General features: G+C 47.9%; 11 protein-coding genes and 1 pseudogene. 6 read left to right on the top strand and 6 right to left on the bottom strand.

The window, feature by feature from the left end; all coding sequences use genetic code 11:
- Positions 1-172: 172 nt before the first annotated feature.
- Positions 173-1,354: an 8-amino-7-oxononanoate synthase gene (gene bioF / locus ON05_RS12895; protein ID WP_010480453.1), complete on the bottom strand. Its 1,182-nt coding sequence runs from the start codon at positions 1,352-1,354 to the stop codon at positions 173-175.
- A gap of 278 nt (positions 1,355-1,632) precedes the next feature.
- Here bioF and acsF point away from each other — a divergent pair, with 278 nt between their 5' ends.
- The 3 genes from acsF (at position 1,633) to ON05_RS12880 (ending at position 5,970) form a co-directional block, all read left to right on the top strand.
- Positions 1,633-2,709 (top strand): magnesium-protoporphyrin IX monomethyl ester (oxidative) cyclase, encoded by a 1,077-nt coding sequence (gene acsF / locus ON05_RS12890; protein WP_010480451.1) that lies wholly within the window; start codon positions 1,633-1,635, stop codon positions 2,707-2,709.
- Between the two features lie 175 nt (positions 2,710-2,884).
- Positions 2,885-4,264, top strand: a complete 1,380-nt coding sequence (locus ON05_RS12885) for a serine/threonine-protein kinase (protein ID WP_236619159.1) — start codon at positions 2,885-2,887, stop codon at positions 4,262-4,264.
- A 209-nt stretch (positions 4,265-4,473) separates the two neighbouring features.
- Positions 4,474-5,970 (top strand): alpha-amylase, encoded by a 1,497-nt coding sequence (locus ON05_RS12880; RefSeq protein WP_010480447.1) that lies wholly within the window; start codon positions 4,474-4,476, stop codon positions 5,968-5,970.
- Here ON05_RS12880 and ON05_RS12875 read toward each other — a convergent pair.
- Positions 5,963-8,065, bottom strand: coding sequence for a DNA polymerase III subunit gamma/tau (locus tag ON05_RS12875; RefSeq protein ID WP_010480445.1), 2,103 nt, complete (start codon positions 8,063-8,065; stop codon positions 5,963-5,965). The genes ON05_RS12880 and ON05_RS12875 overlap by 8 nt on opposite strands.
- Before the next feature lie 650 nt (positions 8,066-8,715).
- Between ON05_RS12875 and ON05_RS12870 the strand changes: the two genes are divergently transcribed.
- Positions 8,716-8,862 (top strand): hypothetical protein, encoded by a 147-nt coding sequence (locus tag ON05_RS12870; RefSeq protein ID WP_175307293.1) that lies wholly within the window; start codon positions 8,716-8,718, stop codon positions 8,860-8,862.
- A 241-nt stretch (positions 8,863-9,103) separates the two neighbouring features.
- Here ON05_RS12870 and ON05_RS12865 read toward each other — a convergent pair whose 3' ends face one another.
- The 4 genes and pseudogenes from ON05_RS12865 to ON05_RS12850 form a co-directional block, all read right to left on the bottom strand.
- Positions 9,104-9,559, bottom strand: coding sequence for a GrpB family protein (locus ON05_RS12865; protein ID WP_010480440.1), 456 nt, complete (start codon positions 9,557-9,559; stop codon positions 9,104-9,106).
- Positions 9,537-10,363: pseudogene (locus ON05_RS12860) on the bottom strand (IS5 family transposase). Before ON05_RS12860 ends, ON05_RS12865 begins: the two are co-directional and overlap by 23 nt.
- Complete coding sequence (locus ON05_RS12855) at positions 10,320-10,598, bottom strand: GrpB family protein (protein WP_010481506.1); 279 nt, start codon at positions 10,596-10,598, stop codon at positions 10,320-10,322. Before ON05_RS12855 ends, ON05_RS12860 begins: the two are co-directional and overlap by 44 nt.
- Positions 10,599-11,083: 485 nt before the next feature.
- Positions 11,084-11,323: a hypothetical protein gene (locus ON05_RS12850; protein WP_010481508.1), complete on the bottom strand. Its 240-nt coding sequence runs from the start codon at positions 11,321-11,323 to the stop codon at positions 11,084-11,086.
- Between the two features lie 965 nt (positions 11,324-12,288).
- Here ON05_RS12850 and ON05_RS12845 point away from each other — a divergent pair.
- Both ON05_RS12845 and glpX read left to right on the top strand, forming a co-directional pair.
- Positions 12,289-12,723: a hypothetical protein gene (locus ON05_RS12845; RefSeq protein WP_010481511.1), complete on the top strand. Its 435-nt coding sequence runs from the start codon at positions 12,289-12,291 to the stop codon at positions 12,721-12,723.
- 87 nt (positions 12,724-12,810) lie between these two features.
- On the top strand, positions 12,811-13,851 hold the full coding sequence (gene glpX / locus ON05_RS12840) for a class II fructose-bisphosphatase (protein ID WP_010481513.1): 1,041 nt from the start codon (positions 12,811-12,813) through the stop codon (positions 13,849-13,851).
- The last annotated feature ends 26 nt before the right edge of the window (positions 13,852-13,877 follow it).

Here is a 13,877-nt window from a genome sequence, read left to right as displayed (position 1 = left end):
ACTTTGAAGATGCGGTTCAGATCTTTAGTGCGGTTTCCTAAGGTTTAAATGCCATCGTTACCCGCGATACCACTGGCTTTTTAAGTTCACCCTTGCCAGTCTTATCTGTACAGACCTTACTGGCTCAACTTGAGCAAGAGGGACAACACATTCCATAAAAAGGTCCGCTCTATTACTGGTGGGCCATTACACTAAAGGCAGCAATAAGCTGATCAACGTGCTCAGGCTGATGAGTGGCCATCATAGATATCCGAATTCGGCTAGTAGGAACAGTGGGTGGGCGGATGGCTGGGGCAAAAATCCCTTGGTCAAGGAGTTGCTGGCTGGCCGTCAAAACGGCTGCGGGGGTGAGCATTTGCACACAGAAAATCGGTGACTCAGAGGGTAAGAGCTGCATGGTTTGATGGTCGTTTTCAGAGGCCAGCTGGCTGGTTAAAGCTTGCTTGAGTTGAGTGACCCGTTGCCAAAGTTGCGATCGCAACTCACTCCCCTCTCGAATAATCTCCACTGCCGCTAGCGCCGCCGCCGTATCCGCAGGGGATAGTCCCGTGGTATAAATCCAGCTCGAAGAGCGATTACGCAAGTAATCAATCAGATTGGCTGAACCCGCCACATAGCCCCCTAAACTCCCAAGAGCTTTACTGAGGGTCCCCATCTGAATCAGCTCCGCATCGCGACAGCCAAAATGTTCTACACAGCCTGCCCCCGTTGCCCCTAAAACGCCAGTACCGTGGGCTTCATCAATTAGGAGCATACAGTCATACTGTTCAGCTAGATCAATCAGTTCCGGCAGTGGGCATAAATCGCCATCCATACTAAAGACGCTATCGGTGACCAAAAGGCAGCGGCGATGGTAGGCACGATGGGTTTCTAAAAGGGTTTGCAACTCTGTGACATGGGCATGGCCAAATTCATGGAGGGTGGCTCCACTCAACCGCGCCCCATTTTTGAGGCTGGCATGGTTGTAGGCATCCGCCAGAATCAAGTCGCGTTTATTGACTAAGGCCGTAATCGTACCGATATTGGCGAGGTAGCCAGAGCTATAGACAATGGCAGCTTCCGTCTGTTTCCAGGATGAGATCGCACCTTCCAACTGCTCATGGATCAGTCGATGACCGCTGAGTAACCGCGATCCAGTACTACCCGTTCCATAGGTATGAATGGCTGCGATCGCAGCTTCAGCTAGCCTTGAATCCCCGGCTAAACCGAGATAATCATTACTGGCAAAATTGATCACCGTTTTCCCGTTGAGTACAGCCGTTGGTCCTGGGCTGCTCATAGTTTTGACCGAGCGATACCAATTCGCTTTGTGAACCGTGGCTAACGCTGACTCAATCCAAGCATACGCAGCCATTACAGCCCCTCTTGCAGCAGGTTGTTCAACACTCGGAGCAATCCTTCATAATATTTTTCAAAATGTAACGAGTCTCTTTGCGAAATGTAACGCTTGGTGGCTTAGTGCCCTGCATCAACCGGGCATTCAGGTAATATTGCTTACAGAGCTAGCATTTAAGTTGAAAGTAATAACTGCTAGGATAGTGGTTTCTTAACAATTGCAGCTTTGTTGCTCAAAGGGTTTCCCCCCTTCTGTTGTGGGATAAATTTGTTCAAATTATAGTCATTGAGGCACCCATGGTAGATACCCTCAAAAAGCCAGAACCCCAAGAACTGCGTGACGGGATTAAAGTTCCCGCAAAAGAAACGGTTCTTACCCCTCGTTTCTACACCACTGATTTTGACGAGATGGCCAAGATGGATCTCAGCGTCAATGAAGATGAGATTCGAGCCATCATTGCCGAGTTCAAGGCTGACTATAATCAAAAGCACTTTACCCGTGATGAGCGCTTCGATAAGTCTTGGGATCACATTGATGGTGAAACTCGGCGCTTGTTTATCGAGTTTCTAGAGCGGTCTTGTACTGCAGAGTTCTCTGGCTTCCTCCTCTACAAAGAATTAGGTCGTCGTCTCAAGACCATTAACCCTCTGTTGGCTGAAGGGTTTAACCTGATGTCTCGGGATGAAGCTCGTCACGCTGGCTTCCTCAACAAAGCCATGACGGACTTCAAACTGTCCTTAGACTTGGGCTTTTTGACTAAGAACCGCAGCTATACCTTCTTCAAGCCTAAATTTATCTTTTATGCTACCTACCTCTCTGAAAAGATTGGTTACTGGCGCTATATCACTATCTATCGTCACTTAGCTGCGAATCCAGACGATTGTGTCTATCCCATTTTTGAATTTTTCGAGAATTGGTGCCAAGACGAGAACCGTCATGGTGATTTCTTTGATGCCTTGATGCGGTCTCAGCCTCAACTGCTCAACGATTGGAAAGCCAGGCTCTGGGCAAGGTTCTTCTTGCTATCTGTCTTCGTCACCATGTATCTCAATGACTTGCAGCGTTCTGGTTTCTACGCCACCATTGGTCTAGATGCCCGTGAGTATGACAAGCACGTGATTAAGAAAACCAATGACAGTGCGGGTCGTGTCTTTCCGTTGGTCTTGAACGTAGAGCATCCTAGCTTCTACGGCCACTTGGAAGAGTGTGTAGACAATTGTGTGAAGCTACGTGCCATTGATGCAGCTGAGCAACCTGAGTTCATCAAAACGATCCGGAAGCTACCTATCTTCCTTTCCAATGGCTTTAACTTCTTGCGCTTATATTTAATGAAGCCCATTCCTACGGAGCAGCTAGAAGGGACCGTCCGTTAGCTTCAATCAATAACCTAACCTTACTAACCACCAAAAGTTGATGCTTTTGGTGGTTTTTTGATGCTTTGTTCGCCATGATCTGGATTTTTGAGCTTTGCTAATATCTGGGAGTAGGGTATGACGCTATACCCACGATCAACAGCTTTCTGTCGCTGTCCAAGGTGAAGTTATGGATATGACGTTGATTAAAGATCAATACCAAATCATTAAGCCATTGGAAGAGGGAGGGTTTGGCATTACCTATTTGGCAGAAGATACCCATCGTCCTTCTCGCCGACGCTGCGTGATTAAACAACTCAAACCCGTCACCCAAGATCCTCAGGTTTATCAAATCGTTCAAGACCGATTCCGCCAAGAAGCTGCTTGCTTAGAAAAACTAGGTGATGAAAATCCCCAAATTCCTGAACTCTATAGTTATTTCCAAGATGGCGGGTACTTTTACCTCGCCCAAGAATGGGTGAATGGCCACACGTTAGCCCAATGGCAGCAACCCGTGAATGCCAGTGTGATTATGGACATTCTGCAGCAGACTCTGCCAGTGCTGGAATACATCCATAGCCAAGGCATCATTCATCGAGATTTGAAGCCCGATAACATCATCTGGCGACATCGGGATGGCAAGCCTGTCTTGATTGACTTTGGGGCGGTCAAAGAAGTGATGGGGACTCAGATCAACGCTCAAGGACAAACCACGTCCTCGATTGTAATTGGCACGCCGGGCTATATGCCTGCTGAACAAGCAGCAGGGCGACCCGTTTTCTCCAGTGATTTGTATAGCCTTGGGCTATCAATGATGGTTCTGTTGACGGGGAGATTGCCCACACACTTGGGTAGCGATCCTTGCACGGGAGAGCTGCTCTGGCGTCAACATGCTTCTGGACTTGATGGTGTCCTAGCAGATGTCCTCGACCGAGCCACACGTTATCATCCGCGAGAGCGATTCTCTTCAGCTCAGGAAATGTTAGCTGCTCTGCAGAGGGATTCCGCTACAGTTGCTCCTACGCAGAAAGCCTCTCGTTCTCAAACACCCACCATTCAGCAGCCTCAAGACCGGGAAGCCGTGAGCATACCGCCTTTTCTAAGAGGATGGAAGGGATTTGTGGGTGCGATCGCACTAGTCGGCATCGGCGGTTTGTTGTTATTTCGGCCCGGTCAGCCCAATGCGCCAGTCCCTGTCGGCGGGGCTAGTCCCAGTCTGGATGAAGAGCCTGAACCCACCACGCCATCGGCCTCAGATCGGTCTGAGCAAACTTCTTCTGCTGTTGTGGGTACCTGGAAAGCTGAATTACTGAATGTTGTGCCACCTTTTACAGGCACCACTCACTATAAACAGGATGGGACTTGGCGTAACCGCATCACCTTTACCAATGGCTTTTCCCAAGAACATACTGGTACCTGGGAGTACGCCGATGGCATTTTGCTGGAGCAATCTTCCACCTTACCGACCACCCGAAGCGCTGTGAGATGGATTAATGATAATACCGCTGAAATCACGATTCTTGAGAACGGTAATCCTCTGCAAACGGGTTTAAAATATATTGCTTATCGTCAATAGAACACAACGAATCGGCCTTGGTTCAAGATATATTGCATCAAGTTTTGACGAGAATCTGCTCAATTGAGCACAGGCCCATTAGTGGGGCATCCATACCTGGATAAGGATGTTTTAAGGGCGAATCTATATAGCCTTAATCCAAAAAATTCGACCAATTTATCCCTAACGAATAAAATTGAAATCCCTATCTTTCCAAGTAGAGGTCATGTATGTCTGAACCCAACGGCGTAATGATGCAGTTCTTTCATTGGTACAACGCCGCTGATGGCAGTTTGTGGAGTGAACTGAAGAAAAAAGCTGCCGATCTAGCGAATGTGGGTATCACCGCTGTGTGGCTACCGCCTGCCTATAAAGGTCTAGCAGGAGGATATGACGTGGGCTATGGTGTTTATGACATGTATGACTTGGGTGAATTCGACCAAAAAGGGTCTATTCGCACCAAATATGGCACTAAAGATGAATATATCTCAGCGATTGAGGAGGCTCAGGCATCTGGCATTCATGTCTATGCTGATGTCGTGCTTAATCACAAGATGGGTGCGGATGCCGAAGAAGAGGCCCAAGCGCGACCCATGAATCCTAATAATCGTCACCAGCCGATTGGTGACACTCAAACCGTCAAAGTCTGGACCCATTTCACGTTTCCAGGTCGTCAGGGCAAGTATTCAGACCTAGAGTGGCACTGGTGGCACTTTGATGCCGTGGACTATAACGCCTACAACGATGGCCAGCAAGCAGTCTATTTGTTTAAAGACAAAAAATTTGATGACAACGTTGACTTAGAAAAGGGAGTCTTTGATTACCTGATGGGGTGTGACCTGGATATGGAACATCCTGAAGTCAGGGATGAACTCAAACGTTGGGGAGAATGGGTGATTAACACGACCCACATCGATGGGTTCCGTTTTGATGCCGTCAAGCATGTCAAAGCAGATTTTTTCCCCGAGTGGCTGAACCATTGTCGACAGCACTCCCCGAAGCGGCTGTTTGCAGTAGGGGAATATTGGTCCGACGAAATTGAAGCCCTGCACCATTTTGTCAAAATCACCGGGGGCGACGTCATGCTGTTTGATGCCCCGTTGCACTACAACTTTACGGTGGCAAGTACGCAAGGGTGTGACTTTGACCTCCGCCAAATTTTTGATGACACGTTGGTGAAAGAGCAGCCTGCCTTAGCCGTCACTCTGGTTGAAAATCATGATTCTCAGCCCTTGCAGGCGTTAGAGTCTGTGGTGGAGTCTTGGTTTAAGCCCTTGGCCTATGCCTTGATTTTGTTACGTCGAGATGGATATCCCTGTATTTTCTATGCGGACTATTATGGGGCTCACTACAAGGACAAAGGCCGTGATGGTAATGAGTATGAAATTTGGTTGGACAGTCATCAATGGTTAATCGATAAGTTCCTAGGTGCTCGACGGACCTATGCCTATGGCGATCAGTATGACTATTTTGATCATGCCAACTGTGTGGGCTGGACTCGCTTAGGCACGGATGAGCATCCAGGGGGAATGGCCGTCATCCTTAGCAATGGTGATCAGGGCTGCAAATGGATGGAAATGGGACACCCCCACCAAACCTATCGGGATGTGACAGAACATATCTCCGAGCCGATCACGACCAATGCTGAGGGTTGGGCTGAATTTGTCTGTAAGGCTGGCTCTGTCTCTGTATGGGTTCCCCAAACGGATGAGCCTTCCGTTATTTAGATTTAGCCGTTTCTGTTTGCTCAGGTTCTTTCGGATCAATATCCACAAAAGCGCCGTTAAAAAATTGGGCGAAACTCTTGGCTGCAGAGGTGATTTCGTCCTCGCTTTGCCAGGTGGGCGGTGCTGCAGTAGGTGCTGCTGGCGCAGTTTGTGGGGCTGCATGACCATTCTGCAGGGGCGCAGGAGGAGCTGCAACCGGCTGGGGCGCAGCCATATTGGCCGGTGGATTAGAGACAGGCGGTGGGGCAGAGACAGGCGGTGGAGCAGAAGAGGTGGAGGCCGGTTTGGCTCGCATTTGCTCTTCAGTCAGGACTTTTAAGGTGACTTTAACTTTGCGATTAAAGCACTTCTCGAAGGTTTCTTCTAGTTCTTGGACTTTGCCTTGAGCCAGTCGAAGTAAGGTTTTACGAATGCCAATCCGAACTTCTCGCCCTTGCCAATAGAGGAGTTGGCCATGTTCTTTTAGCAAGGCCCGACTGGGCAAATTCAGGCTTTGTAAAAGCTGCTGCCATACCTCCATTAGATCAATCTGCACAGGGGCAGAAGGGTCTGAGGGGGGTGGGAGTGGAGCAGGCGTCGTTTCGGGTTGTGGGGGCGCTGGGGGTGGAATGGAGTCTGCCTGCAGGCTAGGCAGGGGGGCAGGAGTTTCTTCTAGAGGTTCGGGTGAGTCTTCTAGAGGTTCGGGTGAGTCTTCTAGAGGTTCGGGTAAGTCTTCTAGAGGTTCGGGTAAGTCTTCTAGAGGTGCAGGTAAGTCCTCGGCTGCAGGAGGGTGGGCCTCTGGTTGGGGGATAACTTGAGGCTCTGGGGCTGGAGGGGCCTGGGGACTTGCTGGAGCAGCGGGTTGGGGCGTGTCAGCAACTGGGGATGTTTGAGTGGGGGCAGGGGCTTCCGGCGGGGGAACGGGGTGAGCAGGTCCTGCTGATACTGGCTCCGGTGAATGAGTTGCAGTTCCTAAGGGCTGGGGTGAGGTCTGAATAAGAATCGGCTTCGGATCGGTAGACTGGGCGGCACCTGGTAACAGACCCAAAAGTGAGACTTCTAGCCATAAGCGAGGCTGGGTAGAATTCTTGATTTGAGTTTCACAATTGCGTAGGTGCTGTTGCTTGGCCAGAATGTCATTGACCTCAAACTGCTGGGCGAGCTGGCACAGATCGGTCCAAGTCGGGGCCGTGATGGCCACTAAATCTCTGCGAGTAGGGGCCGTTTTGGCGATCAGCAAATCCCGATAAAAGCCTGCTAAATTCTGAAGTACCGTTAACGGTTCCCGACCGCGATCGAGCAAGGCATGGGTACGTTCGACCATCAATGCTGGCTGTTGTTCGATAATGGCTTGCAGTAGGGCTAAGAGCGCCTGTTCTGGGACGGAGCCGACTAAATCCCAGACCTGGGTATTATCAATTTCCCCCGAGAGTAAGCTGAGCTGATCGAGTAAACTTTCTGCATCTCGTAACCCGCCTTGGGCAACTTGGGCAATCAGTTCTACCGCCGAGGGAGTAATGGCAATCGATTCTTGTTCAGCAATATGGGTGAGATGCTGAATCATGGGATCTAGAGCGATCCGCCGAAAGTCAAACCGTTGGCAGCGAGAAATAATGGTGGGTAAGACTCTTTGGGGATCTGTCGTCGCGAGGATAAACACCACCCGATCTGGGGGTTCTTCTAATGTCTTCAGCAAGGCATTAAATGCTGCCGTGCTGAGCATATGGACTTCATCCAAGCAGTAAATTTTAAATCGACACTGAACCGGTGCAAATTGAGCCCGTTCGATTAAGTCGCGAATATTGTCTACGCCCGTATTGCTGGCAGCGTCAATTTCGATAACATCGAGAGATGTGCCTAGGGCCACTTCCTGGCAAACGGAACAGGTACCGCAGGGGATTGGTGTGGGTTTTGGGCTATTGAGGCAGTTGAGGGATTTGGCGAGGATGCGGGCGCTGGAGGTTTTTCCCGTACCCCGAGGGCCAGTAAAGAGATAGGCAGGAGCAATCCGCTCGAACTCAATCGCATTGGTCAACGTGGTTGCGATCGCATCTTGTCCCACTAAATCTGCAAAGACTTGGGGACGATATTTATGATGCAGCGGTTCGTAAGCCACAACTTGCCCTAATCAATTAGCAAAGGCGTCCACCTCTACTCTAGTGGATGAGCTTCCGAATGGCGCTACTGTTAATGCTTCTCAAGCTAGATCTTAGAAAGCATAAAAGCTTTGTCTTGGTGCTTGAACGGTCATTACAATCAGGCTGGCTCAAGAAGATGGAGAAAGGAATTAGCATACCACCTCGCGATTTAGGCCTAGAGAACCGCCAGACTAGATGGACTGGTGATAGCAGATCTTGGCTGGGCACGGAATCTGCCAGATGGAGTGCTGCGAATTGGGGCTACCTCTCAATAGGCTGATTGATGCCCAGATCGGTGGATAGGCTTGATCTAAAATATCCGGTTCCTTCGATTTTCTTTATGTTTTATTAATACGGCTTGTACAGGGTTCTTTAGGGCGTGTTGCATCGCGAGAGACGTTGAAAGTGAGTTGCGCTATAGAAAATACTGATGACTCCAAGGTGATTTCTGGTATTTGATAAAGCGATAAAATCTGCTGACTTTACCTAGCATTAAAAAAAGGTCTTCTTTTGGGTATTCTGGGAGTGATGGCGTTATCTGAGCCAAGGCATGAATTGCAAAGGTAAAGGGCCCGGAAGTACTAATAAACATAGGCTGAAGGCTCCTAAGATTATGGAAATACCATCTATGGATGAATTCAGAAATCTACTTTCTTTTCAACGAGTAGAGGAGTGGAAAAAAGTAGGGATAGACGTCGATACGACCGATGGACTCGAAGAAGCCTATCATTGGTTATTGACCGTCTATAAAAACTTTAGAGGTGCCCGTTCTTAAAGGGAGAAAACCCCAATGGTTGGGGGCATTGGGGCAAACAGTTATCTTTATGGAGTGGGATGAAACCACGTTTCTTAAACTATCGGTCTTCTGAGAAGAAGCAGTGAAGACAAACGTTTCTGGATCATGGATCTTGAAAGTGATGCGACCTTCAAGGAAGCCCTGAGTGGATCTCAGCCAGTCGCTAATCATTCTCCCAGCCACCAATGCTGCATTATGCATCCAATTAAGCGTGGAAGCATTAGGTCCCTGACGGCTGGTCGGTTTGTAAAGCGTTCCACTGACCTGCCTTGATGTCTATGGCTTTAATAAAGCTATCTTTACCGTCCATATAGCCATCGATATCTGTGGGATATTGACTAGCTAACAGGCATTTCAAGTCACTGTATTGCTTCGCATCTGTCGGGTGGGCAATCATGTAATCCCGAAATGCCAGATGACGTTTCACCTTGGTTGAGCTGTGGTTAAAGATATGAATATGGTGGGTCCGAATACCATGTTGGTTATTTTTGCGAAAGAACCGACGACCTGAGATGCCAAATTCCCCCATGACTTCGTACCCTAGTTGCTCCATGGATGAACTGCGCTCATCAACTTGGGTGATGCACTGCACCTCAATCAATAGACCTCTTGCAATATTCATTTCACGATGTGGTATGGCTGTTTGCCATCCCTTAAGCAGCCAAAGATAGCTCATGGTTATAAATAGCTGAAATCAAGTTACACCGAAGCGCGTAGCGACGACGACGATTGCGATAGCGCTCCGACAAAATTCTGAAAATCTTCAGGCTGCGATTAATGTGTTCAATCCCCATTCGTTCCTGACTCAAAGCACGGTTATACTCTCGCTGCAGGGAAGTCAGTTCACCGTGTTGTGGCTTCTTGAGAGGAACATAGCTGTTGGCGTGGTAGGCTGCAATCCCTTGATATCCGCTATCTTGCAGACTCTCGGTATCTGGATGGATATGGATACCTGAACCTTGAATATCTGAAATCATGCCGACGACCTTTGTCAAAGCTCAGACAGATAATCTCTAAAGTGTTGCGGTCAGCAATAATCTGGCATTTGAGGGTATGCCTCTTTTTTTCCTGAATAATACGCTTTTTGTCCTTTTTGAGGACGTTCAATCGGTGTCTCAGTCACATCCATCACGACAACATCAGGTCGCTCAAATCCTTGTATTAGATGTTTCTTGCCGGGTAAGCGGAAGAGTCCTGAGTTCATCAGAGCACTCTCGACCTGGTGGACAATACGGCAGACGGTTGATTCAGAGACTTCCCAATCTCCAGCAATGTGGAAATAGGTCCGATATTCTCGCCAATATTGAAGGGCCACCAACAGTTGATCACAACGACACAACTTTGGAGGTCTTCCTGCATTTGAGCGATTGAGGTGATAGGTATGCCATGCGTGGAGCATGCGTTTAAAGGTTTGTTTGTAGACTCCAGTTCGTCGCTTAAAGTCTTTTGCACTCAGCTTTTGGGCTGCTTCGTAATTCATGGGGTATGGCACTGAATAGGAACAACATCAGATTCAATACCATATCGCAAATCCAATTATGCAAGAGGTCTAATAGATCGATAATGGGTTTTGCATGGATGTCAGGAATGGCTGTGCTGCCGATATGGTGAACAGCCATCACAGTCTCACCCAGGGCTTCCTTGACTAGCGAGGCCTCAGTCTGAAATATCATTTTCCAGGCAGGATTGTGAGGGACAACTTCTACCTTTCTCATGCTTGGATACCTCTCTGCACATCAATACAAGAATTCCTCCCAATGAGCTTCAAGGTCTGTTGATGGTTAACCCTGGATGAGAGATAGATGCGCTTAGGGCTAGGAACTCGCTCTGATTTGATGCAGAATCAGCAATCGATTTGACGCATAGGTCAGTGGATATCGGTACAGGCGATTGGGGTGATCGCCTACTCAGTCATCGTCCCCGGCCTTATGAGTGTGCGGATAGTTGAGTAGCGCTTGCCTAAAATGATTCCCTGCTATCTCGTAGGGTTGTGAACATAGCCTGAACGACTTTAAAAACCCGAGTGTTTGCTGGTGTGAATGCTTTCAACTCACTTTAGGTAGTCTTGTGGTTAATAGTCTAGAACCCTATATTTGAGGCTAATGCATATAGACCGACAATACTATTTTCTTACAAGGGTGCTGTACGGATGGAAGACTCTGATGGTTCAGGACCAAGGTTTTTAGGAGAGCCTTACTCATCACATCGCCAGAGGACAGCAGTGATATTGTCTAGATTCAGTCATTTCTCGAATGAGCAGCACATGGGAACCGAGATATTTCTCAATATTGCTGATATCTTCTGCCTTAAGAATTAATCGACGCTCTACTCGGGCCAACAGCCAAGAAATCAGGCGACTATCATTCAATTGCATTACAGGATGACTGGGCAGTTCTTCAATTAATTGCCATAGGTCGTGGAGCAGGGAAGGAGATAACACGGAACAGTACCATAAACGCTAGTTGCACATAAATTTGGTAGTTTGATAATTCTTTAAGGTTTTCTTTAGATTTATGCTACTTAAATCCTACCTCTAGGGATAAAGGCTGAGGATAAAGTATAAACATCTTTACAAGCTACGCCTTCAATCGACCTAATCTCAAAATCAGGATCGCCTAGAGCAAAAGAATATTGGGGCAGTTCATGGATTGAGGGACGTTGATTGCCCAGGGGATTAGCGCATGATCTGCCCGTCAATTGCTAATCAGCGCTATTCCACAAGGTTGCTGTAGATGGCCCAACCGATAACGGCATTATCAGCGGATATCTTTCTGTGCTGACTTTGCATAACTTCATCTCTACTAGAAAAGCATGAAGTTATATTAATGAGCCTTTGGCTATTGTGGGAAATCTGAGGACTTATCTCTCACCTCCTTGATAGCGGTAATACTCTTTCCCTGCCGAGGCAAGGGGTATCAAAGCTAAGTCCTGAGATGCTTCTCAAGCCTGGATTTTATGTTTTTTCAAGGTGTGTATCGGCTGTCTACTCCCTTAGATTAAGGAGAGGGAGGAGCAATAGAAAATTTGTAATTAGGGTTGACTAGGTAAATTTACTCATCTAAAATATTTTCAATTTATTAAGGAAGTTTACAAAAATACAAAATTACATGATTCAGTTTTATAACCCATTTTTTACCGAACTTACATCACTTAGACCATCGAAACTGAGCTGCCGTTCATTCAACGATGTTCAGTAACCAAGACTAAAAAGCAAATGAGCTGCCTCCTAGAACGGCGCTTTGTTTGCACGATTAAGGTTGCAATCTAGCCCATCGGCAGTTCCATGTTAGTTAAACCGTGCTTGTGGCCTCTTGTCATACATCACTAAAGAATGCCTGATGGACTGGATTAGTCCGTAAATCACGCGAAAAACAGATACCCATTTGATCAGCGAGGGAAGTAGAGATGGGTAAAGGTTTTGGTCAAGACTCCCCTAGAAAGCCGAAGATGAAACCCGTGTTGAGTACCCTCAACCCTGAGGATACTGAGCGAGTGTTATTCAAAATGTATGACTTTTTGGGCTGGGAGGATAATGCAAAAGCCCTAGGCCGTATGGCCCTGCGCCGATATCTGGAAGCCAAAGAGAAAGGTGCCGTTGTGGCTGCTCCGTGGCAGTCTGAGGATCCTGAAATAATCCCCACTGATTATATGACCTTTGAGGAGATCCGGGATGCTGGATTAGCCTATCCCACTGTATTAGACAGTTATAGGCGATATAAACCCCATGCTGAATTTTTGCTGATTTATTGGGAGCAAGATACGCCCGAAACGATGGCCGCTTGCCAGGTGATTTCGCTTCAAAGCCCTGCGATTTACCTGTATCAGAAGAAATCCAAATGACGACAGTTTCATTTGGAAGAACTAGCTTTGAGTTTTACCCACACTGTCTCGCACGAATCATTAACAACGAACTTTAAGGGAAACGAAATGGACAATGTGATTGGTTTAGAAATTATTGAAGTCGTAGAGCAAGCTGCGATCGCATCTGCGTTATGGATGGGTAAAGGTGAGAAAGACACCGCAGATGCCGTGGCTGTGGATGCAATGCGGAACCGTATGAATAAAATCCACATGCGGGGTCGGATTGTGATTGGTGAGGGGGAACGGGATGATGCCCCGATGCTTTATATCGGTGAGCAAGTTGGGATTTGCACCCAAGAAAATGCTGCTGAATTCTGCACTCTGGATGAGCTGATTGAGATCGATATTGCCGTCGATCCTTGTGAAGGCACTAACCTCGTCGCCTATGGCCAGAATGGTTCCATGGCTGTTCTCGCTATTTCTGAGAAAGGTGGCCTATTTGCTGCTCCTGACTTCTATATGAAGAAGCTGGCTGCCCCTCCTGCGGCTAAAGGCAAAGTGGATATTCGCAAATCCGCTACAGAAAACCTGAAGATCATTGCTGAATGTTTAGACCGCTCTATTTCTGAGTTGGTCGTGGTCGTGATGAAACGGGCACGCCATGACGGTTTGATTAAGGAAATTCGAGAGGCAGGGGCCAGAGTCCGTTTGATTGAGGATGGAGATGTCTCAGCGGCTTTATCCTGTGCGTTTTCGGGCACCAATATTCATGCCTTAATGGGGATTGGCGCAGCGCCAGAAGGCGTAATCTCTGCAGCTGCCATGCGGGCTTTGGGAGGACATTTCCAAGGTCAGCTGATCTACGACCCAGAAATTGTCCAGACTGGATTGATTGGTGAAAGCAAGGAGAGCAACCTCGCTCGCTTAAAAGAGATGGGGATTGATGACCCAGATCGCATCTATGAGGCAGAAGAGCTGGCCTGTGGCGAAACGGTCTTATTCGCCGCCTGCGGCATAACCCCCGGAACCCTAATGAAAGGGGCTCGCTTTTTCCCTGGAGGCGTGAGAACTGAATCTCTGATTATCTCCACGCAATCCAAAACGGTCCGATTTGTCGATACCATCCACAAACTGGACGATAAACACCGAGCTTTGCAATTGCACTAAGCTCTCAGGCTCTGAGTCCCAGACTC

The sequence above is a fragment of the Acaryochloris sp. CCMEE 5410 genome (genome assembly GCF_000238775.2).
Lineage (GTDB): Bacteria > Cyanobacteriota > Cyanobacteriia > Thermosynechococcales > Thermosynechococcaceae > Acaryochloris.
Note: the sequence above shows the minus strand (reverse complement) of the source record. Positions and strands in the feature narration are given on the sequence as shown.